Source organism: Bacillus canaveralius, assembly GCF_002860125.1.
Taxonomy (GTDB): domain Bacteria; phylum Bacillota; class Bacilli; order Bacillales; family Cytobacillaceae; genus Bacillus_BJ; species Bacillus_BJ canaveralius.
Genome location: NZ_PGVA01000004.1, coordinates 285,243 through 308,362, shown reverse-complemented (window position 1 = coordinate 308,362; position 23,120 = coordinate 285,243). Strand labels below are relative to the sequence as shown.

Here is a 23,120-nt window from a genome sequence, read left to right as displayed (position 1 = left end):
CGGCTACGCCATTATCTGGATGAGAAGGGAAATTCTTCTCCTACAAACATTTTACTCATACTCAAGTCATTATTGCAAAATAAAAAGCCTGCTGTTAACAGCAAGCCTCTGCTAATGTTATTTTTTGATGGCATTGAGCTTCTCGGCCAATGCCTTAAAGGTCTCTTTATCTCTTCGGTCAAGAGCTTCGTCAATGAGCTTTAACAGCTTTTCCTCCTGGAAACGCTGCAGACTTTCAGAAAGGAAGCGTTCTGCAATCAGCCTGTCTTTTTCGCTGATTTGCAGTTTCTTCGGCATGTAAGGGTTTTCTTCCAGCACTGCCGCATACTGGTGCGCCTGGTTCGAAGCATGAAAATTCAGTTGGATATAAATCTCTTCATCTCTGTTTAAACGGATATCATGAAAAGATTTTTCCGCATCGGTCGTCATAATATTTTCTTTATAAAACCGAAACGGGACTTCATCCACACAGTGGGTTGACATCACCAGTCCGCGCGGGCAAAACTGAGCCTGTTCGACGAAATGGACCCTCTCCATTAACTGATCATGGCTCATTAAGTAATTCAGAATCCAGACACATTCTCTCCGTTTCAACTGATAGTGGTTTAAAAACCAGCGAATGAAGTCCTTCTTCTCGTTGACAGAAACAGGGGCCGTCATTTTGAATCCCTCCTCTGCATTTAAAGCCAATTTTTCAAGATCCCTATTTAGGCAACTCATCAGTGAGCCGTTCGATCATTTGCTGATAGTCTTCGTTGCTTGGATCACCTTTTAGCAGCTTAATAAAAATTTCGGCAGCTTTGGCGTTTTTTCCTTCTTCTATAAGAAAATATCCATAATCATTTAAAAATTCGTGATCATTCTTAAAAAAAGTATATGCATGCTCATATTTGTTTAATGCATGTGAATATTTTTCAAGGTTCTGCAAAGCGAGCGCCTCATCCCAGATTAATTGGGGCTCCTCTTCCTCCTGAATATCCAGTTCCTTGATCAAATCAATGACATTTTCATAGCGTTCCTGCTTGATAAACAGCTTATTCAAAGTCAGGGCCGCTTCGGTAAAGGCCGGGTCGAGAGCGAGTGCTTCCCTGAACAGCCGTTCTGCCTCATCCTCTTCAGCAAGCTTTAAAGCGATTTTTCCGCCGTAAAAAAATAAATCTTTATTAAACTCATCCTGCCTGATTCCCTCTTTAACGGTTTCAAACGATTGCAACAATTGTTCTTCGCGTTCGTACGCTTTCGCTAAAGGAAGGTATAAAGAATGGTAATCAGGGTCGAGACTTTTGATTTCATTGAACTTTTCAATCGCCGTTCTGTTAAAGCCGGCCTGCAGAGCCGTGAACGCATAGCCAAATAAAGTGTTTATTTCGAGCTTTTCATTCAATGCCTGTTCATAGTGCGGCAACGCCTCTTCAAAAGAGCCGGAAGAACTAAGTATATCGGCGATCCGCTGGTGGATGATGACCCCGGCAATTTCCGTTTCCTGCAAAAGAACGGCCTGATAAGCGCGGATAGCCTCCGTTACTTTGCCTTGCTCTGCATATAATTCTCCCATCGCAAAATCAATGACCACTTCATCAGGAAGCAGCTGTTTTGCGCTCTTTAGCTTTTGCTCGCTAACTTCGTACAATCCATTGATCTGGTATAAATCTGCCAACAGCAATAATGCTTGCGGATAGCTGGAATCAGCCGGGGTGACTTTTTCCAGTGCCAGCATTGCCTGATCTTCATCGCCAAGCTCAATGCATGTTTCAGCCAGGAGGACAAGCAGCTCCCCTTCATCGGGATATGCTTGAAGTAGATTTTCATACAATGCCTTTGCTTCGTCTATAAAACCGAATTGGAAAAGTTCTTCTGCGAGCGAGAATTTTTCCTCGGCACTGCCGCTGTTTAAAATCTTTTTATATTCAATGAGTGCTTCCTGTTGCTGGCCTTTTTCTAAAAGAGCGAGAATTTTTTCGATGATATCCATAAACAAAATCCTTTCCTAAACCGGATATAAATTGCATGCTTACCAGACTGGGCAGCATGATGTAAATGGTCATGGGGCTGCAAAGAATGACGGTGTTTTGATAGTTACATGTTCTCCAAATCCGGGACGAAACAAAACGTCCGCGCCCGCCCGGATCACTGTCCCTCTATGGACAGTCACCGCCAATCTATGATTATGATGATGGTAGAGCGAAGATTCTTCAATATTCTGGATTTCCCTGCTCTTCCAATACAAATTATAGCTTAACTCTCCCCCGGCATTTAAATACGATTTAAGCGGATAAATGCCAATCTTCGCCAGGACATGCTGGCTAATCGGCTCATTAACGCTTATCTCTTCATCAATCGCAGGGATTTTCTCCTCGAGCATGATCTGTTTCCATGTGTCTTTAAGGCGGTTTCTTTTTCGCGGAGCCTCTTCGCTGAAAACAGGGATGAGCGGACTGTTGTAAGGAAACATCGCCTCCCTGATCCAACCCCATGGCAGCAATGATATATCTTTTTCCCTATTGATTTCAACAAAAATGGCTGGAATCCTTTCTTTTTTGCATTTACGGATAAATGTCGGCGTAAGCAATTCCGGCGGAATTTTAACAGCGACAATCATATCAACCGGGCTGTTGAGCAGGCTCGTCCGCAAGTTTTTCAAGCAAGCAGCCAGTTCGTTCTCATATCTGACTGTTGCAGCTGTCATCAGTGCCGTGCAGCCCTTAAGCAAGTAATTGGCAGTAAAATAGTTCTTCATATCCTGAAAAGGCTGTGATAACGGCAGACCGCTGTCATAAATGATGTGTGAGGGTGTCATGATAAACTTGTTGGCATCCATCTTCATAACCGTTAATTTGCGACAGGATTTACTCACTGATACAATCCGATTATTTTTAATCAGCAATGACGCTTTGTCTAAATACTTTTCCTTTAAAATATTGGCATTTTCAATCAAATAGCTCGCCATAAAACCACCTCTTTCAGGTCTTAAGACAAGCTATGTCGAGTTTCTGAAATTATGCTTGAATCGCAAGCGAAACTGAAAAACCTTGCCTGGGCAGCAAGGTTTTCATTCATAACGTTAGCTTATTGCACGTTTACCCGGGCCAAGTCTTCAAAAAACGCCGGGTATGAGACAGCAATCGCTTCGCTTTCAGCCAAATTGACTTCGCCGCTGCAAATGAGTGAGGCAATCGCAAGCATCATGCCGATCCGGTGATCTCCATGGCTATCTACATGTCCGCCATTTAAAGTGGATCCCCCGGCAATAATCATCCCGTCTTCGGTCGCCTCGATTTCAGCACCAAGCTTTGTCAATTCATTGACAACAGTATCAATTCGATTCGTTTCTTTGACTTTTAATTCATGGGCATCCTTTATGACCGTTGTTCCATTTGCCTGTGTGGCCAATAGTGCGATGACAGGAATTTCGTCTATCAGCCTGGGAATCAGATCCCCGCTAATTTCAATGCCTTTTAAGGCGGATGTTTTAATGATAATATCACCGACAGGCTCGGCATTGTCTTCTTTTTTCGGCAGGATCTTGATGTCAGCCCCCATTTGCTCCAGAACATCAAGGATGCCTGTTCTCGTTGGATTTAAGCCGACATTGTGCAGCACTAGCTCACTGTTCGGGGTGATCGCAGCCGCGACCAGGAAAAAAGCGGCGGATGATACATCGCCGGGCACATCAATGTTCACAGCTTTGAGCTGCTGCCCGCCTGTTACTTTAACCGATAAACCATCGATGTCAACGTTCCCGCCAAATTGCTGAAGCATTCGTTCAGTATGATCCCTCGTTTTTGACGGTTCGATGACGCTCGTTTCACCTTCTGCCTGTAATCCGGCAAACAAAATGGAGGATTTCACCTGGGCGCTGGCGACAGGCGACTTGTATTCGATTCCGGTTAAGTGTCCGCCTCTAATCGATAACGGCGTGAACTCGCCCTTATTCCTCCCATCAATCGAAGCTCCCATCGCAGCCAGCGGCCTGGTCACTCTCGTCATCGGACGTTTCGCGATTGAGCTGTCTCCTACCAGTGAGGCATGGAACGGCCTGCCTGCCAATATGCCAAGCAAGAGACGGATGGTCGTACCTGAATTGCCGACATCGAGAACTTCTGACGGTTCCCGTAATCCATCGATCCCTTTTCCGATAATTTGCAAGCGGTCTCCTTCCTGCTCGATCGTGACCCCCAGCTTGCGAAAGCAGCTGATCGTGCTTAAGCAATCCTCACCGGCCAGGAAATGCTGAACGGTTGTTGTGCCATGCGCAATTGCACCGAACATTACGCTTCGGTGTGAAATAGACTTATCTCCGGGAACCGCAATTGAGCCCCGTAACCCTTTACTTTTTGGATGCATCTGCAAAATATTCACTGGAAATGCGCTCCCTTCAATACTTAAGAACCTGTAAAAGTCTCATACTGTGTTTGATGGCGGATACAGACTTCGGCCCTCTGCCTGTCCTCGTCTGTTTGAAAGCTAATCACAAGCACACCATAAATCTCTTCTCTTGTTTCTAGAATTCTTATATTTGTGATACTGATCTTTTCTTCTGCCAAATAGCCGGTAATCTCGGAAATGATCCCGGGATAGTCCGGTACATCAACGTATAAATCATAGAAAGCCGGAATCGCACCCTTTTCTTTTTGCGGCAGTTCATCGCGAAATTCTTTCGCCTTTAAAAAGAATTGATAGATCGCTTCACTATCATTTGCTTTCAGCATTTGTGCAACTTTGTCCATCTCGACTTTCCACTCGATCAGAAGTTCAAGCAGCACATCTTTATTATGAAGCAGGATATCCCGCCACATATGGGGACTGCTTGAGGCAATCCGGGTAATATCACGAAAGCCCCCGGCGGCGAGCCTTGGAACAAGGTTTTCCTCATCTCTCGTCCTGTCTGCCTGATGGACGAGAGATGCAGCAATAATATGGGGGAAGTGGCTGATGACCCCGGTCAAATAGTCATGCTGCGCCGGGTCTATGATCAAAAACTTTGCCCGCGTCCCTGCCAGCCAGCTTTTAAGCTTTTCAACATCCTGCACTGGCGTTTCCTTGTCAGGAGTCAATAAATAAAAAGCATTTTCAAACAGGAGGCTTCTTGCCGCTGCCACCCCGCTTTTATGCGACCCAGCCATCGGATGGCCTCCGATAAATGTAACTCCATTCTCCTTTAAACGGGCTGCTTTTTTCATTATTTCAGCCTTGGTGCTACCAGCATCGGAAATAATGACATCTTTATTCAAGTTGATTTGTGACAGGGAATCGATGATGCGCTCTGCTTCTGTAACCGGGGTTGCAATCAGGATAAGGTCCGCCCCGGCCGCACCCTCTTCTACCGTTTCTGCCGCCTCGTCGATAACACCGAGCATCTTGGCAAGCTTGCTTTGTTCCGGATGAATGTCGAAGCCGATAACCGCAGCTTCACGATGCTTGTCTTTTATACAAAGCGCGAGTGAGCCTCCGATTAAGCCCAGCCCAATGATAAAAACGCGGCCTTTCAAACAATCACGTCCTACTTGAAAATTTTATGACAGTGCTGCTTTGGCAGCCAAAAACTCGGAAATGGCTCCGAGCAATTTTTCGTTTTGTTCCCGGGATCCAACCGTAACTCTTATCGAGGTTGGAAAGCCAAGCGCCGGTCCTGAACGAACGATGAAGCCCTTTTCCAGCAAAAACTGAAACACTTCATTTCCGTCTACTTGAAAATCGATTAAAATAAAGTTCCCCTGAGAAGGATAGTAGTCAAGATTATTTATGTCACAGTAACGATAAAACTGGTCAAGACCTTGTCTGTTTTTCTGCCGGCATTCGTTTACATATGCCTGGTCGCCAAGTGCAGCCTCTGCGGCGAGCAGTGCAAAGCGGTTAACGTTAAATGGTTCGCGCGCCGGCTCTATCGCGCGAATAATCGCCTGTGAAGCAATCCCGTATCCAATGCGAAGGCTTGCAAGTCCGTAAATTTTCGAGAAGGTTCTGAGCACAATCAGATTTTCATAACGCGTTAACAGTTCGACAGAATCATAGTAATCGTCTGCCACTACGTATTCAAAATAAGCCTCATCCAGCACGACAAGAACATCTTTCGGCACTCGATCCAGGAAAGCAATTAATTGGTCCTCGGGAATATACGTGCCGGTCGGATTGTTCGGGCTGCAAAGCCAGACTGCATTTGTCTGCCCGTCAATCGCAGCAAGCATTTCATCCAGGTCATGATTGCCATTTTTAAGCGGAATCTCACGAACCTCCGCACCTTCAATAATGGCGTTATGTTTATATTGCGGAAAGGTTGGTGCTGCCATCACCGTGTTTGCTCCGGGATGGAGCAAAGACCGTGAAATAATTTGGATGATTTCATCTGATCCATTTCCGAAGATAATTTGATTAGGAAAAACGTCCAGGTGGGTGGCCAATGTTTCACGCAAGTTGGTGGCATAACCGTCCGGATAAAGTGCAAAGAAACCAGTGCTCTGCTCCAAAGTGCCCAGAACACGCTCCGAACAGCCGTACGGATTTTCATTGGAAGCAAGCTTGACAATTTCTTTTAAGCGATACTGCTTCTTCACTTCATCAATCGACTTTCCAGGCTGGTATGGATTCAGTGTGAGCAGTTGCTGTTTCCATCTCATCTCAATCACCTCATTTAAATTTTTTATCGCGATGAGTTATTCAATTTGTTGCATGGACATATTCTAAAGCTTGCCTGCATTTAAATCGGGGCGCAAGCGAACCGCCTCTTCAAGGTAAATATGGCTGATTTCATCCTGTCGGCTTGAGGAATTCACATGCAGCATAACGCGGATGCATTTTTCAAGCGACCCCGGAACCGGGATTTCCCGCATGCACATTACCGGGACATACTCCCAGCCTGCAAACAAGCGGAGCGCTTTTGCCGGGAATGCCGCTGTTATATCCTCTGTCACCGAAATAAACACAGAGGCGACCCCGTCAGGCTCTATCCGATTTTCATCAATCATTATTTTCAGCAGTCTTTCTGTAGCTGCGACAATTTCTGTTTCACTGTTTTCATTAACGGTTATGGCACCCCTAACTCCCCTAATCACTATGCAGTCCTCCCCGTTGCCAGAAAGTTTTTTAAATAATCCAGTAAAACGCTGTCCGGTATCTCTGTTAATACAGGGGTCCCGACCTCTTTTAACAGGACGAAACGAACTTTTTGCCCTACTGATTTTTTATCCTGTTTCATTCTTTCGATCATCTTTTCTGCTGATAAACCTGCGGGAATCGCCGTTTCGTAGCCAAGCTGTCCAAGCCACGCGGTGAACTCCGTAAGCTTAAACTCCAATGAGTGGAGGTGCTTGCTTAATTGAAGAGCAAAAACAGTCCCAATCATAACAGCTTCGCCATGGGTTATGCTTCCATACCCATATTCCGCTTCAATGGCATGCCCGAGCGTGTGCCCAAAATTTAAATAAGCTCGGACTCCGGTTTCTTTTTCATCTTCAGCTACAATTTCGCCTTTAATTTTAATTCCGTTTGTTAGTGCGTACTCCAGCTCACCACGTGCAATCGACTCGAGAGAATGAATATGGTTTCTGAGCCAGCTGTAAAATGCCTTGTCACTGATGAGCGCCTCCTTGACCACTTCCGCAAAGCCTGAACGCTTCTCTGCTATTGGCAGTGATGATAGATAGTCAAGATCATAAAAAACAGCCTCTGGCTGGTAAAAGGCCCCGATCATATTTTTCCCGATCGGATGGTTGATCGCAACTTTTCCTCCTACCGCACTGTCATGCGCAAGAATCGTCGTTGGCACTTGAATAAACGGAATCCCGCGCATAAATGTAGCCGCAGCAAACCCGGCCAGATCCCCAACCGCTCCACCACCCAGGGCGATCACAAGCGAATGGCGGTCGAGTTTTTGTTCCAGCGCATAGGTTAAGACTTGATAGTAAACTTCAAATGTTTTCGCTTTTTCTCCTGCCGGAACAGGATAGGCATGGATAGGAAAAGCAGAAAGCCGTGTCTTAAGATCGTCCAAATAAAGAGCGCCTACAGTTTCATCCGTAATCACTAGCAGCGACGTTAAATGGGGGAAGTGTTCTTTTAGAAAGCCGGCTAACTGGCCGCTGACCCCCGCACCAATAAATACAGGGTATTCCTTTGTATCTGTTTTCACATTTAATGTCGCCATTAAAATTCCCTCGCAAACTTCCTCTGCCTGTCAACATCTTCCTTCAAGGTTTCGAATCTGTCTGCATAGAACTGGTCGACAATCGCTGCCGCCAGCTCCCAGGCCACAACATTTTCTGCAACAATGGCCGCTGCAGGTACTGCACAGCTGTCAGAGCGTTCAATGCTTGCAGCAAAAGGCTCTTTCGTGTCGATATCGACACTTTTCAGAGGTTTATATAAGGTAGGAATTGGCTTCATCACGCCGCGGACAATGATTGGCATTCCTGTTGTCATTCCGCCCTCCAGTCCGCCCAGACGATTCGTTTTTCGATAATAACCCTGCTCTATATCCCAGGCAATTTCATCATGTACCTCGCTGCCTGGTTTACGTGCTGCCTCAAAGCCGATTCCAAATTCAACACCTTTAAATGCATTAATACTGACAACCGCAGCAGCTAATTTTGCATCGAGCTTCCGGTCGAAGTGCACATAGCTTCCGACTCCTGCCGGCATCCCTTCTGCAATAACTTCGACCACTCCGCCAATTGAGTCTCCATTATTTTTGGCTGTATCAATCGCTTTCATCATTTTTTCAGCGGCTTCATCATCCACACAGCGGACTGGAGATTGTTCAGTCCGTTCTATTAATTCTTGTATCGATTGAAAGCGGCGTTTTTCTGCTTTCACCCCGCCAATTTCGATGACGTGGGAAGCTATTTCAATGCCAAGAAGCGACAATAATTTTTTAGCCGCAGCACCAGCCGCCACCCTTACCGTTGTTTCACGGGCAGAGGAACGTTCAAGAACGTTGCGCATATCGCGATGCCCGTACTTCAGAGCGCCATTTAAATCAGCATGGCCGGGACGAGGCCGGGTAATTTTTCGTTTTACTTCTTCATCATCGTCGGCGACCGGCTCCTGGCCCATTATTTTCGTCCAATGCTTCCAGTCGTTATTTTCAACGACAAGGGCCACTGGTGATCCGAGCGTAAGTCCTTGCCTGATGCCACCGGCAATTTGCACTGTATCCTTCTCGATTTGCATTCTGCGGCCTCTGCCATAGCCTTTTTGCCTTCTTGCCAGCTCGATGTTAATATCCTCAGCCAACAGTGGCATTCCAGCCGGCAGGCCTTCAATAATCGCCGTCAATTGCGGCCCATGTGATTCTCCTGCGGTTAAATATCTCATAACTCTTTCTCCCTTCAACTCGTTAAAGGATTATGTATCAATATATCATATGACTGTGGATAAGAATAGTCAAAGATTCAAAATAATCTTTTTATCCTCTTTAACATGAATGAAGCTATTTTAACATTTAACAGACATGTATCAAAAGTGAGGTGAAGCGCGGCTGCAGTTTTTCACAGAAAAAAACCAGGCTGTATCCGCCCGGCTGCTATTACTGTTTCCTGTAAAAAAATGTATCTTCTGTATCGAAACCATACGCCGCTGGGTTGAAAATTTGTTCTGTGCTGCCGACGAAGAAGATTCCGCCAGGTCTTAGAGCGGCACTGAACTTTTTATACAGTTCATCCTTTGCTTCTTCGGTAAAATAAATCAGGACGTTCCGGCAGACGATTAAATCATATGGACCGCCGAAAGGCTCGGCAAGTAAATTGTGCTGCTTATAAACAATCGTCTTCTTGATTTTATCGTCTACTTTATAAAAGCTGCCTTCCTGGGTAAAATACTTCTTTCTAATCTCAGCTGGAACCTCGTTTAACGACCTTTCCGGGTAAACTCCTGCCTTGGCCCGATTAATCACATTGGTGTCAAGATCGGTAGCCTGGATTTGCAGCTCTGAAAGAGGCATAAATTTCGACATAACCATCGCAATCGTGTATGGTTCCTCCCCCGTTGAACACGCAGCGCTCCAAATTTTCGGCCGCTTGTTTTCGGCAAGAATTTTCGGCAAAATCTTTTGTTCGAGTACTTCCCATCGTTTCGAATTACGGTAAAATTCGGAGACATTAATCGTCATTCTATCAAGAAACTCATCTAAAAGCTGATGTTCTTTTGATAATGCTTCATAAAAAACCTCGAAGGAAGCGAAACCTTTCTTTTCATAAAGAGATGTTAATCTGCGTTTCATCTGTGCTTCTTTATAAAGGGACAGATCTATTCCGGTCTTTCTTTTGATTTTACTGATAAAGTCTTGATAATCGTTTTGTGCCATTTCTGCTTCTCCTCTGACAAAATCCGCTAATATTTTCTAATAACATTCTTAAGTATAGCGGAAAACCGAGAATCATGAGAGCTTTTTTTCAGAGAAGAGCTCTGTTTTTATTAAATCAGCAGAGAAAAGGGATACAAAAAAGAGCGCCTAAATTTCAAGCGCCCTGTGACACGTTCTATTTTAATAAATCCATTCTTTGACAAGCTTATTATATTCAGCCACTTCATCATTGTTAAAAAATAGACCGATTTCCCGCTTGGCACTTTCCGGTGAATCCGAACCGTGAATGACATTCTTGCCAACAGTCACACCAAAATCGCCACGCAGTGTTCCAGGAGCTGCATCTTTAGGATTCGTAGCGCCCATCATTTGTCGTGCGGCAGCAATTACGTTCTCTCCCTGCCAAACCATTGCAAACACAGGCCCGGAAGTAATAAAATCGACGAGTTCGCCGAAGAAAGGACGCTCTTTATGTTCTCCGTAATGCTGTTCGGCAAGCTCTTTCGAAATAATCATCAGCTTGGCACCCGCCAATTGATAACCTTTTTTCTCAAAACGTGCGACAACTTCACCGATTAAATTGCGTTGGACGCCGTCAGGTTTTACCATTAAAAATGTTTTTTCCATGAACTCCACTCCTACAACATTATGTATAGTGGATTACCCTTGGAGGACAATCCACGAAAATAGTAACATTCTTTTGACTATTTAGCAACTTTACTCAAAATTTGCGCTTTCCGATGTATCTGGCAATTTCTTTAAGTGTCTTATTCGCCCGATTGTCCGGGAGTTCATCAAGAAGTGAAATAGCTTTATCCAAATATCGATCACTTATTTGAACCGAGCGTTCAATGGCACTGCTGTTTTTGATCAGGGAGATGATTTCATCGATCTCGCTGCGCGGCATATCTTCATGAACACGAACGATCTTTGTCCGAATGTTCGCATCCTCCATCGCAAAAAATACCGGCAGAGTTAAATTCCCCTGGAGCAGGTCGCCACCCGCTGGCTTGCCAAGCTCCTTTTCCGTGCCTGTAAAATCGAGAATATCATCGGTTATTTGAAAGGACATGCCGACATAATAGCCAAACTGGAACAGTTTTCGATGAATTCTTTCTTCAACGCCGGCTGAAATGGCACCAAGCTGCAGACTGACTGCAATTAGCAGGGCTGTCTTTCTTTTTATTCTGCGGAAATAATCCTTTATATTTTGATCAAACCTGTATTTATCTTTGATTTGCTCAATTTCCCCAATACAAACTTCGACAATTGTATTGGAAAGAATCTGGTGGGCAAGAGGATTTTCAATATTCGTGATCAATTCAAGAGAGCGGGCAAAAATATAATCACCCGTGTACATCGCAATCCGATTGTCCCATTTTGCTTTAATGGTTGGCCGCCCGCGCCGCAGCTCGGCATCATCGATGACATCATCATGAACGAGACTGGCTGTATGGATCAATTCAAGAGCCATTGCTATGTTTTTAGTCACATTAATATCATAATTTCCGAACTTACCAGCAAGTAATACAAAAACTGGGCGAATCCGTTTTCCCCCGGCCTGCAATAAATGCAAAGATGCCTGCCGAAGCAGCGGCGAATCTGCATGTATTGTTTCTTCCAGCTCTTTTTCTATTATGCTTAAATCCGAATTCAAAAATGAATACATCATTTTTAATTTCATCTGTTCCCACCCAGCTTCAACTTCCTGTCACAATGGATCCCTTCGCTGCAGGTTTTCATTTGACATCAGTATTTTTTATGGCCCATATGAACCGCGGCAACTCCTCCGCTATACGGTTTATATTTTACCTCTTCAAACCCGGCTTTTTTAAACATCCGGGCCAACTCTTTCATGCCCGGAAACTCTCTGGCAGATTCCTGCAGCCATGAATATTCAGCATAGCTTTTCGCAAACACTTTGCCGAAAATTGGCATAATAAATTTAAAATAAAAATAATAGAGCTGTTTAAAACCAATCATTGTCGGTTGTGAGGTTTCGAGGCATACTGCAACGCCGCCCGGTTTTAGAACCCGATTCATTTCTTTCAAAACTTGCATATAATCCGGGACGTTTCTTAAACCAAAACCAATCGTTACAAAATCAAAAGAATCGGCAGGAAACGGCAGATCCATTGCATTTCCATGTATAAGTGAAACGTGGTCAAGCCCCAGTTCTTTAACCTTCTCTTCGCCAACCTTCAGCATATTTTGACTAAAATCGAGTCCGACCACTTCTCCGTCGGATCCTGTCGCTTTAGCCAGCGCAATTGTCCAATCACCGGTGCCGCAGCATACATCGAGAGCTTTTGCCCCTTTTTGCACATTCATCTGTCTCATTGTATCCTGGCGCCATCTTTTATGCTGTTGAAAGCTTATCACTGAATTCATCTTATCGTAATTTTGGGAAATCTTCTCGAAAACATTGTGAACGCGTTCTTCTTTTGATTGTTGCATGTATCTTACCCTTCTTCCACATAAGTTTTCGCCGTCGGCTGATGCTCGTTGAAGAAGAATAAAATCCTTTCTTCAAGAAGTTCATTTATTTTTGGGAGCTTCTTTAAGCCATTTTCAATCAATTTCCTGGCATATTCAATGTAACGATCGCACACCAATAATAAATATTTCTGTTGTTCGCTTGATAGTTCATGATTCGCACAATCATGTTTAGGGAAAGTCAATTTTTTTAATATCTCAAAAACAATCGAGGGACTGGCCTGTAAAAACTGCTTTCTTTCTGCCATTAACCTCTTTACAAGCAAAAGATTGGACGCCACTTCATTCCAGGCTCCGGCATGAAAGTATTCAGAAATCTTCTCAAATAAAGATGATTCAATTTTCCTAATGCTGTTCATCAATTTATCAACACCGTCGGTATCCCGTTGATAGACGGTGATTTTATGTTCGTTTATATTCTTAATTCCTTCGGCAAGAGTACGAATCATTGATATATTATCAATTTCAGCGAGAAATTTATAATAGAGCCCGCTGTAATAGTCGCCTGCTAGAACAGTCAACTGCCGTCTTTGCATGTTCTGGCTGCTATCTTTTAAGGCTTTACTGTTCGTCACATGCTCATGGGTATCGAGGGCAATTTGAATAAGCGTTATCGTTAGTGCATAACGATCTATTTCAGCTTTTGACAGATCAAGCTGATTTAACAGGGAAAGAAGCAATATTAGCTTGTCTTCATCAATGTCCGGAGCCTCAACGTGCTTAAGCAAATATGGATGGGATGCTTTTGCTTTGATATGCTCCTTTATTTCAGCTAGTTTCTCTCGAAGATCTTGCAAATTAATCACCCTTGTTCCCCAAAATATATGTATATGTATTTTTGCATCGATGGTAGTGTTAGTAAGAAAATCCATGCATTGAAAGGCAGTGACAATTATATCACAAAATATCAATCGTTTGTCGGGGTTAAGGAAATAAAAAACTTTCCCAAATCTTCCATTTTCCCGATTACTTTTTCGGATCACTTTCTACCTGCCCATACGAAGTTATGATCGAAGCTTTACCGCGAATTTTTATCGCAGAGGTATGCTCGGTAAACTGTGCAATCATCACTTCACCTTTATCCAGTTTCTCGGAATGGTGAAATCTTGTATCGGTCCCTCTCGTTAATCCGATGACATTCACTCCATCATCCATCGCTTTGATTACGACATAGTCACCATTTGCCGGGTTGCGTTTTTCCAATTCTTTCACCTCCAGCTTTAAAAATTCTCCAGTTAAGATGCGAGCTGGCTAATTATTAATTAAATTTGCCAGCATGCTTTATTAAAGCAATTAAAAAGGCTAAAAGTAATCTCCCAGCCTTTTATCCTGCTCTATTGTTTATTTATTAGTGCAAGTACTTCAGCCCTGGCTCTTGGGTCTTCCTGCAATACGCCTCTCACAGCCGATGTAATTGTTTTTGACCCGGGTTTTTTAACTCCCCGCATCGTCATGCACATATGCTCTGCTTCAACAACCACCATCACACCATGAGGCTCAAGCTTTTCCATAATAGCATCGGCTACCGTTGCAGTGATTCGTTCTTGAAGCTGGGGCCTGCGCACCACATCCTCCAATGCTCTTGCTAATTTACTTAATCCTGTCACTCTCCCGTTTTTCGGTATGTAAGCTATATGTGCCTGCCCAAAGAATGGCACTAAATGGTGTTCACACATCGAATAAAAAGGAATATCTTTAACGAGCACAAGCTCTTCATGGTCTTCCCCAAAAATCGTTTCAAAATGCTCTTTTGGATCCTTGTTTAAACCGGCAAAAACTTCTTCATACATTTTAGCAACACGCTTCGGTGTATCGACAAGCCCTTCACGATCCGGGTCTTCTCCGATTGCCTGCAAAATTAGACGAACCGCTTCCTCTATCTGCGTACGATTTACGTTAGACATACAACTTCCTCCTAATAAAGCACTATCCCACTAGTTTAAAGTATAACATTTACATATTAGCATAATCATTTTCATTCAAGCAAAACAGAAGTTTAATTAAGCAGCCATTTACACCTTATGTTTGTTGACTCGATAAAAAAACCAAAATTTCGCAACAAAAGAAAAAGGCCGTGTTTTCACACGACCTTTTCCCCAAGCATTGGCTTTAAGCACTTATGTAATTATTTTACTGCATCTTTAAGCGCTTTACCTGGTTTGAAAGCAGGGACTTTGCTTGCAGAAATTTCGATTTCTTCGCCAGTTTGTGGGTTGCGGCCTTTACGGGCTGCACGCTCACGTACTTCAAAGTTTCCGAAACCAATTAATTGTACTTTATCACCATTTTTTAAAGCATCTAGGATTGCGTCAAAAACAGCGTCAACCGCTTTAGTAGCGTCTTTTTTAGAAAGTTCACTAGCTTCTGCAACTGCGTTAATTAGTTCTGTCTTGTTCATGCTTGTCACCTCCTCCCAAAAATTGAAATAAAATTCAGTAACAATAGGCGTCTTACCTACATTCTTAAACATAATTACTGAATTCTATACGTTGTGAAAGATTTTTTCAGCACAGCCCTTATATTAAATGATTAAGAGGAAGATTTCAATCTATTTTATTGAAAAAATCCTTTATCCATAAGGTTTTGAGCCTCACAACTTCAATTCTGTTAAAAGATTATCATAATAGATTCATTATATCAAGAAAATTCATCAAAATAATGGTAATGTTTTCTTATTTGAAATATTCTTGTAATATAAAATTCGTCATTTTTCGCAGTTGAAACGCCCTTCCAACCTAGATCCCGCTTGAGAAATCAGCAAATTAGCAAATCTAAATTAGTGATGGGAGAAAAAATTTTAAAAAAGAAAAAGACCCCTTATCGGAGTCGAATATTAGAGAATGATCGCAATTAATCCACCGGAACCTTCGTTAATAATCCGTTCTAACGTTTCTTTTAATTTATAACGTGCATTTTCAGGCATTAACGAAAGTTTTGCCTGGATGCCCTCCCTGACGATTGAGCTTAGACTGCGGCCAAAAATATCAGAATTCCAGATCGAGAGCGGATCATCCTCAAAATCCTGCATCAAATAGCGGACCAGCTCTTCACTTTGTTTCTCCGTGCCAATGATCGGCGAAAACTCAGATTCCACATCGACTTTGATCATATGAATCGAAGGTGCCACTGCCCGTAACCTTACGCCAAACCGCGCACCCTGTCTGATAATTTCTGGTTCATCGAGGCTCATATCTGTCAATGTCGGGGCTGCGATACCATAACCAGTCTGCTTCACCATTTTAAGAGCATCGGCAATATGGTCATATTCTGCCTTCGCATGTGCGAAATCCTGCATAAGCTCAAGCAAATGGTCCTTCCCGCGAATTTCGACACCGACAATCTCTTTTAAAATATCATCGTATAAATCATCCGGTGCATAGAGGTCAATTTCCGCAACCCCCTGACCCATCTCTATCCCAGCCAGGCTGGCCCGGTCAATAAATTCAAAATCACTAAATTGATGGACGACCCTGTCTACATCACGGAGCCTCTTAATATCTTTTACCGTCTCTTTTACTGCATCCTGGTAGCTTCCGCGCAGCCAGTGGCTTTCTCTTAACACCATAACCCAGCTTGGCAGGTTAACGTTTACTTCTAAAACAGGAAATTCGTATAACGCCTCTCTGAGAACATTTAGTACATCTGTTTCACGCATACTTTCGACACTCATTGCGATAACCGGTATATCGTACTTTTCAACAAGCTGGCCCCTAAGGGTATCTGTGTTCGGATGGTGAGGCTGGGCGCTGTTAATCACAATAATAAACGGCTTGCCTACCTCTTTCAGTTCTTCAATAACACGTTCTTCTGCCTCAAGGTAGTTTGATCTCGGAATCTCCCCGATTGTTCCGTCCGTTGTGATCACAACACCAATTGTTGAATGTTCTTGAATCACCTTTCTTGTACCAATTTCAGCCGCTTCATGAAACGGAATTGGCTCTTCATACCACGGAGTATTTATCATGCGCGGGCCATTTTCATCTTCATATCCCTTCGCTCCCGGCACGGTATAACCTACACAATCTACCAGTCTAATATTCACTTCCAGCCCTTCATCAACATGGATATTTGCCGCTGTGTTCGGAACAAATTTCGGTTCAGTCGTCATAATCGTTTTTCCAGCTGCACTTTGAGGCAGTTCATCCTGTGTCCGGGCCCGGTCTGCTTCATTGCTTATATTTGGTAAAACAACCAGCTCCATAAACTTCTTAATAAATGTTGATTTGCCAGTTCGTACTGCTCCTACTACTCCTAAATAAATATCACCGCCAGTCCTTTCGGCAATATCTTTAAAAATATCGACCTTTTCCAAGTGATCTCCCCTCCCGAATCTTACAGTTAGTGGGATAAATAATATCCTTTTCTTCGGTAATTTTGGACAGTATATGTTTATGATGTTGTCCTATGAAGTTATGACAGATTTTTATTTTTTTACCTCCTGTCCCGATTCTATTCCGTATACCAGCCAGTTATTTTAAGAAGCATCGTATGATGTGATGAAAAGATTTTTAAAGAATAAAAGAAAAAACCCTTCTCCTACAATATATTTTGCAGAAGAAGGGTTATGACTATTTCACCAAAAAGATTGGTTCATCTGATTCCGGTTCAATTGTATACGGGTGGGAATAGGCAGGGACAAAATAAGAGTCCTCGACGAGTATATTGCGGATATCTTCACCAGGTTCGTAATTACTTTCTTTCGCTTTCAGAGCCTGATATAAATCGCTCCGGTAGTCTACCAGAACCACACCTTCGCCTGTCACTATAAACGGAAGGTTTTGCTGCGTATAGGGGCTGATCACTACAGGGTCCTCCTTATAGCCAAGCTTTTTGAAGTCGAGCGTAAAAATACCATCTGCAATTTGCTCTTTGTAAGGTGGATATCCATTTGAATAGATCCGCATTTTAATATCCCTGATTGTCTCGGCTATTCGTAAATCAAACAGCTTTACCTTTGGGTCTGTTTCAACATCTACAAGCACATATTGAAAAACCCCGCCGTTTTCAAAAGAATTTCCCGGCAGTTCAGCCATATAGGTTGGAACGATTCTTGCAAAATCGATCGGATATTTCTCGTAAATCGGTGTCTCTGCCTCTTTTGTCTTAATCGGGAGCAGTCCTCCTGATGCTTCCCGAAACTGATCAACGGCAGACTGGACAGCATCTGCCTGGTCTTTATATGGAATTTGGTTTTCAGCCAGTCGTTCGTTAGGATACATGCAGCCTGTCAACATAGCGGTGATGATTGCCACAAGAAAAACAATCAATGCTTTTTTCATCCGAATCAATCCTTTATATGTAGTGATTATTCACTTGTTGGCCCGCTTAAAACAACGAGAAGAATAATAATTCCGGACACAATCATTAATAGATAAGCTACTACGGCCGTAAAAATCCGAAAAAATCCTTTTAGCTTATAGCGGCTCAAATAGATTGAAATAATTGAAATAAACATAAACGCCATTGCGGCAAGAGAAACCCACATTTTCATTAAAGCGGGAGACATATGAACCACTCCTTTTTCCGAAAAGTATTATATCACAGGACCATTAAACAGAAAAGTACAGGCACAAAGTTCAACTCCAGCCAGTCTCTAGCAATCTGGCCAAGCGACAACGAAAAAATGGCTAAAGTAAAGATGGGGCAATATCTTTACTTTAGCCAAATCGACTAAATCACCCATGCACCCTGTTCAGATTACCAGTTTGCTTCGTTGCATTGTATGCATGGGAGACAGGAAGCGCATCCTCTAATGCCTATATTTCGCAGATTAATATTATTCGCATCTCGTTCTTTCACCGAGTATATCAACGAGATCTTCCATTTCGTGTGTCTTGCCCCGGGCCATTAACGCATCAACTGCATCTTTTGGGTTTATATTGTTAAACAGAATATCGTAAAGAGCCTGTGAAATCGGCATTTTAACCTGGTATTTTCCAGCAAGCTGATAGGCAGCCTTTGTTGTCCGTACTCCTTCGACAACCATTCCCATATTTTCGAGAACCTCCTCAAGATTCTTTCCTTTGCCGAGGAGGTTCCCGGCCCGCCAGTTACGGGAATGAACACTTGTACACGTTACAACCAGATCGCCGATTCCGGTTAAGCCCGAAAAAGTCAACGGGTTGGCCCCCATTTTCGTGCCGAGTCTGGCGATCTCAGCGAGCCCGCGCGTAATTAAAGCCGCTTTCGCATTGTCCCCGTAGCCAAGTCCATCTGACAGTCCCGCAGCTAACGCAATAATGTTTTTAAGCGCTCCACCAATTTCGACCCCAATAAGATCAGGATTCGTATAGACACGAAAATTTTGATTGATAAACAGGTCCTGCACCCGCTCGGCAGCACTCATGTTTTTAGCAGAAACGGTGACGGTAGTCGGGTGACGGAGACTGACTTCTTCTGCATGGCTTGGCCCGGATAAAACAACAACGTCTTTCAATAGCTCCTCGGGCATTTCTTCTTCAATCATTTCGGAAATGCGCAGCAGCGTATCCGGTTCAATTCCTTTGCTGACATGGACAATCGTCAGCGGCTCAAGTTTTATCTCCCTCATCCGGCCAAGGACTTCCCGAATCGCCTTCGTAGGGACAGCGAGGATGATCGTATTGATATGATCCATCGCCTCTGCCATGGAATGATACCCTTCAATTGATTCAGGCAATAAAATATCGGGGAGATACTTTGAATTCATATGTTTTTCGTTAATTTCATCGATTTGGGCCTGATTATGCCCCCACAATCGTACCCGATGACCATTATCTGCCAAAACCATTGAAAGCGCCGTTCCCCAGCTTCCTGCACCGATAACAGCAACTTTTTCCTTTGGACGGTTCAATGTCACTCACAACCTTTTTTGTAGTTGAGTAAATTCCATAAAGCATGTCTTCAATTGAAAAACGAACAATTATTTAGAATTAACACAGTATTATTCGTTTCTTACTAAGGCTCCCTGGTTTATTAAGACAATTCAATTCGTTTTTCGGTTAGCTTAATGCATTGTGAAATTTACTCGGTTAAAAAAATCTTTTCCCTGTTACAGAACCGCAAACCTAAAAAAACTAACCTCCCGGGCTCGTTCCTCCCGATCTACTTGCGCTCTCTTGCAAATATTTTGATCGGTGTTCCTTCGAAACCGAACGCATCCCTTATCCGGTTTTCCAAAAATCGTTCATATGAAAAATGAAGCAATTCCGGGTCATTCACGAACACAACAAATGTCGGCGGCTTAACAGAAACCTGGGTTGTATAGTAAATTTTTAATCTTCGTCCTTTATCGGTTGGAGTAGGATTCATCGCCACAGCATCCATAATGATGTCATTCAGAACGCTCGTATCCACTCGCAAGGAATGGTTTTCACTGGCCATATTAATCATCGGAATTAATGTATGGATCCGTTTTTTCGTTTTCGCAGATAAAAAAACAATCGGTGCATAATCGAGAAACAAAAAGTGGTCGCGAATTTTTTGTTCAAATACCTTCATTGTTTTTTCATCTTTTTCAACGACGTCCCATTTATTCACAACGATTACAACAGCACGTCCCGCCTCATGTGCATAGCCGGCAATGTGTTTGTCCTGTTCGATAATTCCCTCTTCCCCGTCAATCACAACGAGAACGACATCTGAACGTTCAATTGCTCTTAATGCACGAAGGACACTGTATTTTTCTGTTGTTTCATATACTTTTCCTTTTTTGCGCATTCCAGCTGTATCGATAATGACATACTTTTCTCCATTATACGTGTATGTCGAATCAATTGCATCCCTTGTCGTACCTGCAATATCGCTGACGATTACTCTGTCCTCACCAAGGATCGCATTGACGAGTGATGACTTGCCAACATTCGGACGCCCGATCAAGGAGAATTTAATCACATCATCATCATATTCCTGGTCATCGGTCTTTGGAAAATGCTTGGCAACGTCATCAAGTAGATCTCCTAAACCAAGACCATGTGTACCTGAAATCGGGAATGGCTCGCCAAAACCAAGCGAATAAAAATCATAAATCTGGGCGCGCATTTCCGGATTGTCGACTTTATTTACAGCGAGAACAACCGGTTTTTTTGATTTATACAGTATTTTCGCGACTTCTTCGTCCGCTGCTGTTACCCCTTCTCTGCCGTTCGTTAAAAAAATGATGACATCGGCTTCATCAATTGCAATTTCAGCCTGCTGGCGAATCTGCTCCAAAAATGGTTCCTCGCCGATATCTATGCCACCTGTATCAATAATACTAAAATCATGAGTAAGCCATTCTCCCGAGCTGTAAATCCTGTCTCGGGTTACTCCGGGAATATCCTCCACAATTGAAATTCTTTCACCGGCGATTCGGTTAAAGATCGTAGATTTTCCGACATTTGGCCTCCCGACGATCGCTACGACTGGTTTCGCCATCAATTCCACCCTTTCTTATCCGTGCATTCTAATATTAGTTATAATTAAGAACCGTGTACTCGCTAAAAATCAAGAAAATCCTTAAATTTGATAAATAGTAAAAGAACCCTTCTTGACAAGAGAAGGGTCTAGCTTCACTATTTTATCAAAGTGATTACAACCTAGCAAATAAAAGTTGGAAGAACAATCAATGTCTGACGATCACATAAAGTTCATCCGTAAGTCTGTGGGCAATTCCGTCGAGAATTGCCTCAAGGTTCTCTGCTATGACTGTCAACTCTTCGCCAGAATCACAATGAAAAACCGCTAGTCCGCTTGGAACCTTCTTTGGATTGGTCGTAATCACAGCCATAATCATTTTTTCATGCGTCATTAGCTGTTTCGTCCTTCCTGTTATTCCTTTCTTTCCGAAGGCATTCTGATCGCATTTTCCAGAGTCGGAACCTCACCGATGATCCGGATCGCTTTTTCAATATTCTTTTCCTGAGGTAAAACAAACACACCAACTCTTCCATCATCCAGATCCCTTTTTGCAAGCGGGACAAGCGCAGGAGTTCCTGAATCGCGATAAACGCCAAGTGCGGTCGATACGTCATGAAGGACGGCCTGGCGCTGGCCCAAATTTGCAATCGTAGACCTTGCATTAAAGTTTTTCGGCTTCAGAATAAATCCCATCCCATACCGTAAAATCTCTTTCTGTCGCTCAGGAAGCCCGATATTCATGATGTAAATATTATCAATATATAAGCCGGCACCTTCAAACCTCAGCTGAGTATAGTTGATGTCAACAATATCCTTGAGCTTGCCGCCGGCCATCAATTTTCGGCAGATGATCAGGCCAACTGCAGCGGTCAGCAGTGCCGCCCAAATATTAAAAACGATATACGCAAAGGTACTGATTAGTGAGGTAAAAATAACAAGATAGTTTCTGCTTTCAAATGCAACAGCAATTCCTTCAATATACGTTTTACCCCGGGGCACCAATTCATAACCGTCAAGCTCAGATAACGTATTTCTTTCCATATTGCGGACTTCACGGAACTGCGAAGCTGCGAGAGTTAAAAAAGTAACGGCCGTAAACTCTTCCTCCATAATGGAAGGAATGGCAACGGCTCCCAACCCGGCAGCTATAAAGCCAAGTGCAATATGAATAATCTTTCCGTGAAGATAGGTTGGATATTGCCGATAATCTGTTCTCAGCATGTAAATACGGCTTAAAGTTCCGGCGGCAACCCCAAATATAATCGGTAGTGTGTATTCGTTCATGAGGTTTTTTGTTTCTCCCTTTCAAACTGACTTACTGTCTTTTCTAATAAGAGGATCGCATATTTTAATCCGTTCCAGCCCAAAAGCACACCTGCTGCCAGGGCGACAAGATCTAAAAATTCCAGTGCGCCGATTTTGTAATTGATAGCCAGCTTTTTTATAATTAACGCGAATACGACCTCGCCATGAAAAGCTCCTGAAAGTAAGATACAGATTCTCATCTTTATATCCTCGTAAAGCACAACAATTAAATAAACGATGATAAAGCCAAGCATGAGCTTGCGGTCGAATAGAACCCAGACTGGATCAAATAATTCAAACAGCAAAAAACTGACATACGCCAGCGTTACAATCAATGCGCAGATGATATAATAGGCCAACTGTCCTTTTTTCAATTTGGCTATCTCCCAATAAACAAAAAGGAGCAAAACCACAGGTGCCCAGTAAAAACTAAATCCGAACAGGCTAAACTGTGCAGTCGAAAGCATGATTGCAATTAGCATTGCTAATGATATTCTGAACCGATATCGATTTTCTTTTTTCAGAAAAAAGGTTGCCAAAATCCAGATAAGCCAGGAAATCCAATAAAATATTATTCCTTCCATCCCTTTACCCCCCTATCGTTTCCAGTATGGGTAAAGAATATGTGATTTAATCTTTCAGCACT

At 43.1% G+C, this 23,120-nt stretch carries 25 protein-coding genes; all 25 read right to left on the bottom strand.

The features are described from left to right. Positions 1 to 117 precede the first annotated feature (117 nt). The 25 genes from CU635_RS03685 to CU635_RS03565 all read right to left on the bottom strand — a co-directional run bounded on the left by CU635_RS03685 (position 118) and on the right by CU635_RS03565 (position 23,058). Positions 118 to 660, bottom strand: coding sequence for a ReoY family proteolytic degradation factor (locus CU635_RS03685; RefSeq protein ID WP_101575812.1), 543 nt, complete (start codon positions 658 to 660; stop codon positions 118 to 120). Positions 661 to 703: 43 nt separating this feature from the next. After that, positions 704 to 1,972 (bottom strand): tetratricopeptide repeat protein, encoded by a 1,269-nt coding sequence (locus CU635_RS03680; RefSeq protein WP_101575811.1) that lies wholly within the window; start codon positions 1,970 to 1,972, stop codon positions 704 to 706. A 69-nt stretch (positions 1,973 to 2,041) separates the two neighbouring features. Next, the gene (locus CU635_RS03675; RefSeq protein ID WP_101575810.1) at positions 2,042 to 2,947 is read right to left on the bottom strand and encodes a hypothetical protein; all 906 of its coding nucleotides are present in this window, start codon (positions 2,945 to 2,947) and stop codon (positions 2,042 to 2,044) included. Positions 2,948 to 3,066: 119 nt separating this feature from the next. Further along, on the bottom strand, positions 3,067 to 4,344 hold the full coding sequence (gene aroA / locus CU635_RS03670; RefSeq protein WP_101575831.1) for a 3-phosphoshikimate 1-carboxyvinyltransferase: 1,278 nt from the start codon (positions 4,342 to 4,344) through the stop codon (positions 3,067 to 3,069). Between the two features lie 38 nt (positions 4,345 to 4,382). Then, positions 4,383 to 5,489: a prephenate dehydrogenase gene (locus tag CU635_RS03665; RefSeq protein WP_101575809.1), complete on the bottom strand. Its 1,107-nt coding sequence runs from the start codon at positions 5,487 to 5,489 to the stop codon at positions 4,383 to 4,385. A gap of 24 nt (positions 5,490 to 5,513) precedes the next feature. Next, positions 5,514 to 6,614, bottom strand: a complete 1,101-nt coding sequence (gene hisC, locus CU635_RS03660) for a histidinol-phosphate transaminase (RefSeq protein WP_101575808.1) — start codon at positions 6,612 to 6,614, stop codon at positions 5,514 to 5,516. A 63-nt stretch (positions 6,615 to 6,677) separates the two neighbouring features. Further along, positions 6,678 to 7,049, bottom strand: a complete 372-nt coding sequence (gene aroH / locus CU635_RS03655) for a chorismate mutase (RefSeq protein ID WP_101575807.1) — start codon at positions 7,047 to 7,049, stop codon at positions 6,678 to 6,680. After that, positions 7,049 to 8,140, bottom strand: a complete 1,092-nt coding sequence (gene aroB / locus CU635_RS03650) for a 3-dehydroquinate synthase (protein ID WP_101575806.1) — start codon at positions 8,138 to 8,140, stop codon at positions 7,049 to 7,051. The genes aroH and aroB overlap by 1 nt, the downstream gene beginning before the upstream one ends. Then, a complete protein-coding gene (gene aroC / locus CU635_RS03645) occupies positions 8,140 to 9,309 on the bottom strand; it encodes a chorismate synthase (protein ID WP_101575805.1) in 1,170 nt (389 codons plus the stop codon). The genes aroB and aroC overlap by 1 nt, the downstream gene beginning before the upstream one ends. 211 nt (positions 9,310 to 9,520) lie before the next feature. After that, the gene (locus CU635_RS03640; RefSeq protein ID WP_101575804.1) at positions 9,521 to 10,297 is read right to left on the bottom strand and encodes a CheR family methyltransferase; all 777 of its coding nucleotides are present in this window, start codon (positions 10,295 to 10,297) and stop codon (positions 9,521 to 9,523) included. Between the two features lie 180 nt (positions 10,298 to 10,477). Continuing rightward, positions 10,478 to 10,924, bottom strand: a complete 447-nt coding sequence (gene ndk, locus CU635_RS03635) for a nucleoside-diphosphate kinase (protein WP_101575803.1) — start codon at positions 10,922 to 10,924, stop codon at positions 10,478 to 10,480. A gap of 94 nt (positions 10,925 to 11,018) precedes the next feature. Then, on the bottom strand, positions 11,019 to 11,981 hold the full coding sequence (gene hepT / locus CU635_RS03630; protein ID WP_101575802.1) for a heptaprenyl diphosphate synthase component II: 963 nt from the start codon (positions 11,979 to 11,981) through the stop codon (positions 11,019 to 11,021). 65 nt (positions 11,982 to 12,046) lie between these two features. Next, entirely contained in the window at positions 12,047 to 12,754 is a 708-nt protein-coding gene (locus tag CU635_RS03625; RefSeq protein ID WP_101575801.1) for a demethylmenaquinone methyltransferase, read from the bottom strand. A 5-nt stretch (positions 12,755 to 12,759) separates the two neighbouring features. Then, the gene (locus CU635_RS03620) at positions 12,760 to 13,599 is read right to left on the bottom strand and encodes a heptaprenyl diphosphate synthase component 1 (protein ID WP_245917296.1); all 840 of its coding nucleotides are present in this window, start codon (positions 13,597 to 13,599) and stop codon (positions 12,760 to 12,762) included. 160 nt (positions 13,600 to 13,759) lie between these two features. Continuing rightward, a complete protein-coding gene (mtrB, locus tag CU635_RS03615; RefSeq protein WP_101575800.1) occupies positions 13,760 to 13,996 on the bottom strand; it encodes a trp RNA-binding attenuation protein MtrB in 237 nt (78 codons plus the stop codon). Between the two features lie 131 nt (positions 13,997 to 14,127). Beyond that, positions 14,128 to 14,697 carry a GTP cyclohydrolase I FolE gene (gene folE / locus CU635_RS03610; RefSeq protein WP_101575799.1) on the bottom strand — a complete coding sequence of 190 codons (570 nt, stop codon included), beginning with the start codon at positions 14,695 to 14,697 and terminating at the stop codon, positions 14,128 to 14,130. Positions 14,698 to 14,918: 221 nt separating this feature from the next. After that, the gene (gene hbs, locus CU635_RS03605) at positions 14,919 to 15,191 is read right to left on the bottom strand and encodes a non-specific DNA-binding protein Hbs (RefSeq protein WP_142383442.1); all 273 of its coding nucleotides are present in this window, start codon (positions 15,189 to 15,191) and stop codon (positions 14,919 to 14,921) included. A gap of 435 nt (positions 15,192 to 15,626) precedes the next feature. Next, positions 15,627 to 17,105 carry a stage IV sporulation protein A gene (gene spoIVA, locus CU635_RS03600; protein ID WP_101575797.1) on the bottom strand — a complete coding sequence of 493 codons (1,479 nt, stop codon included), beginning with the start codon at positions 17,103 to 17,105 and terminating at the stop codon, positions 15,627 to 15,629. A gap of 256 nt (positions 17,106 to 17,361) precedes the next feature. Next, complete coding sequence (locus CU635_RS03595; RefSeq protein ID WP_101575796.1) at positions 17,362 to 18,072, bottom strand: hypothetical protein; 711 nt, start codon at positions 18,070 to 18,072, stop codon at positions 17,362 to 17,364. 26 nt (positions 18,073 to 18,098) lie between these two features. Beyond that, positions 18,099 to 18,299 (bottom strand): DUF2768 domain-containing protein, encoded by a 201-nt coding sequence (locus CU635_RS03590; RefSeq protein ID WP_101575795.1) that lies wholly within the window; start codon positions 18,297 to 18,299, stop codon positions 18,099 to 18,101. A 270-nt stretch (positions 18,300 to 18,569) separates the two neighbouring features. After that, complete coding sequence (locus tag CU635_RS03585) at positions 18,570 to 19,625, bottom strand: NAD(P)H-dependent glycerol-3-phosphate dehydrogenase (RefSeq protein WP_101575794.1); 1,056 nt, start codon at positions 19,623 to 19,625, stop codon at positions 18,570 to 18,572. A gap of 251 nt (positions 19,626 to 19,876) precedes the next feature. Next, positions 19,877 to 21,187, bottom strand: a complete 1,311-nt coding sequence (gene der / locus CU635_RS03580; protein WP_101575793.1) for a ribosome biogenesis GTPase Der — start codon at positions 21,185 to 21,187, stop codon at positions 19,877 to 19,879. Between the two features lie 187 nt (positions 21,188 to 21,374). Beyond that, positions 21,375 to 21,560, bottom strand: coding sequence for a capping complex subunit for YIEGIA (locus CU635_RS03575; protein WP_101575792.1), 186 nt, complete (start codon positions 21,558 to 21,560; stop codon positions 21,375 to 21,377). 20 nt (positions 21,561 to 21,580) lie between these two features. Further along, positions 21,581 to 22,453, bottom strand: a complete 873-nt coding sequence (locus CU635_RS03570) for a YIEGIA family protein (RefSeq protein ID WP_101575791.1) — start codon at positions 22,451 to 22,453, stop codon at positions 21,581 to 21,583. Next, positions 22,450 to 23,058 (bottom strand): YphA family membrane protein, encoded by a 609-nt coding sequence (locus CU635_RS03565; RefSeq protein WP_101575790.1) that lies wholly within the window; start codon positions 23,056 to 23,058, stop codon positions 22,450 to 22,452. Before CU635_RS03565 ends, CU635_RS03570 begins: the two co-directional genes overlap by 4 nt. Between the last annotated feature and the right edge of the window lie 62 nt (positions 23,059 to 23,120).

Excerpts from the sequence above, each read along its gene's own strand:
- CU635_RS03685 (WP_101575812.1), bottom strand. The coding sequence starts at position 660 with ATGACGGCCCCTGTTTCTGTCAACGAGAAGAAGGACTTCATTCGCTGG.
- CU635_RS03680 (WP_101575811.1), bottom strand. The coding sequence starts at position 1,972 with ATGGATATCATCGAAAAAATTCTCGCTCTTTTAGAAAAAGGCCAGCAA.
- CU635_RS03675 (WP_101575810.1), bottom strand. The coding sequence starts at position 2,947 with ATGGCGAGCTATTTGATTGAAAATGCCAATATTTTAAAGGAAAAGTAT.
- aroA (WP_101575831.1), bottom strand. The coding sequence starts at position 4,344 with ATGCATCCAAAAAGTAAAGGGTTACGGGGCTCAATTGCGGTTCCCGGA.
- hisC (WP_101575808.1), bottom strand. The coding sequence starts at position 6,614 with ATGAGATGGAAACAGCAACTGCTCACACTGAATCCATACCAGCCTGGA.
- aroB (WP_101575806.1), bottom strand. The coding sequence starts at position 8,140 with ATGGCGACATTAAATGTGAAAACAGATACAAAGGAATACCCTGTATTT.
- aroC (WP_101575805.1), bottom strand. The coding sequence starts at position 9,309 with ATGAGATATTTAACCGCAGGAGAATCACATGGGCCGCAATTGACGGCG.
- CU635_RS03640 (WP_101575804.1), bottom strand. The coding sequence starts at position 10,297 with ATGGCACAAAACGATTATCAAGACTTTATCAGTAAAATCAAAAGAAAG.
- ndk (WP_101575803.1), bottom strand. The coding sequence starts at position 10,924 with ATGGAAAAAACATTTTTAATGGTAAAACCTGACGGCGTCCAACGCAAT.
- hepT (WP_101575802.1), bottom strand. The coding sequence starts at position 11,981 with ATGAAATTAAAAATGATGTATTCATTTTTGAATTCGGATTTAAGCATA.
- CU635_RS03625 (WP_101575801.1), bottom strand. The coding sequence starts at position 12,754 with ATGCAACAATCAAAAGAAGAACGCGTTCACAATGTTTTCGAGAAGATT.
- folE (WP_101575799.1), bottom strand. The coding sequence starts at position 14,697 with ATGTCTAACGTAAATCGTACGCAGATAGAGGAAGCGGTTCGTCTAATT.
- hbs (WP_142383442.1), bottom strand. The coding sequence starts at position 15,191 with ATGAACAAGACAGAACTAATTAACGCAGTTGCAGAAGCTAGTGAACTT.
- CU635_RS03595 (WP_101575796.1), bottom strand. The coding sequence starts at position 18,072 with ATGAAAAAAGCATTGATTGTTTTTCTTGTGGCAATCATCACCGCTATG.
- CU635_RS03590 (WP_101575795.1), bottom strand. The coding sequence starts at position 18,299 with ATGTCTCCCGCTTTAATGAAAATGTGGGTTTCTCTTGCCGCAATGGCG.
- der (WP_101575793.1), bottom strand. The coding sequence starts at position 21,187 with ATGGCGAAACCAGTCGTAGCGATCGTCGGGAGGCCAAATGTCGGAAAA.
- CU635_RS03575 (WP_101575792.1), bottom strand. The coding sequence starts at position 21,560 with ATGACGCATGAAAAAATGATTATGGCTGTGATTACGACCAATCCAAAG.
- CU635_RS03570 (WP_101575791.1), bottom strand. The coding sequence starts at position 22,453 with ATGAACGAATACACACTACCGATTATATTTGGGGTTGCCGCCGGAACT.
- CU635_RS03565 (WP_101575790.1), bottom strand. The coding sequence starts at position 23,058 with ATGGAAGGAATAATATTTTATTGGATTTCCTGGCTTATCTGGATTTTG.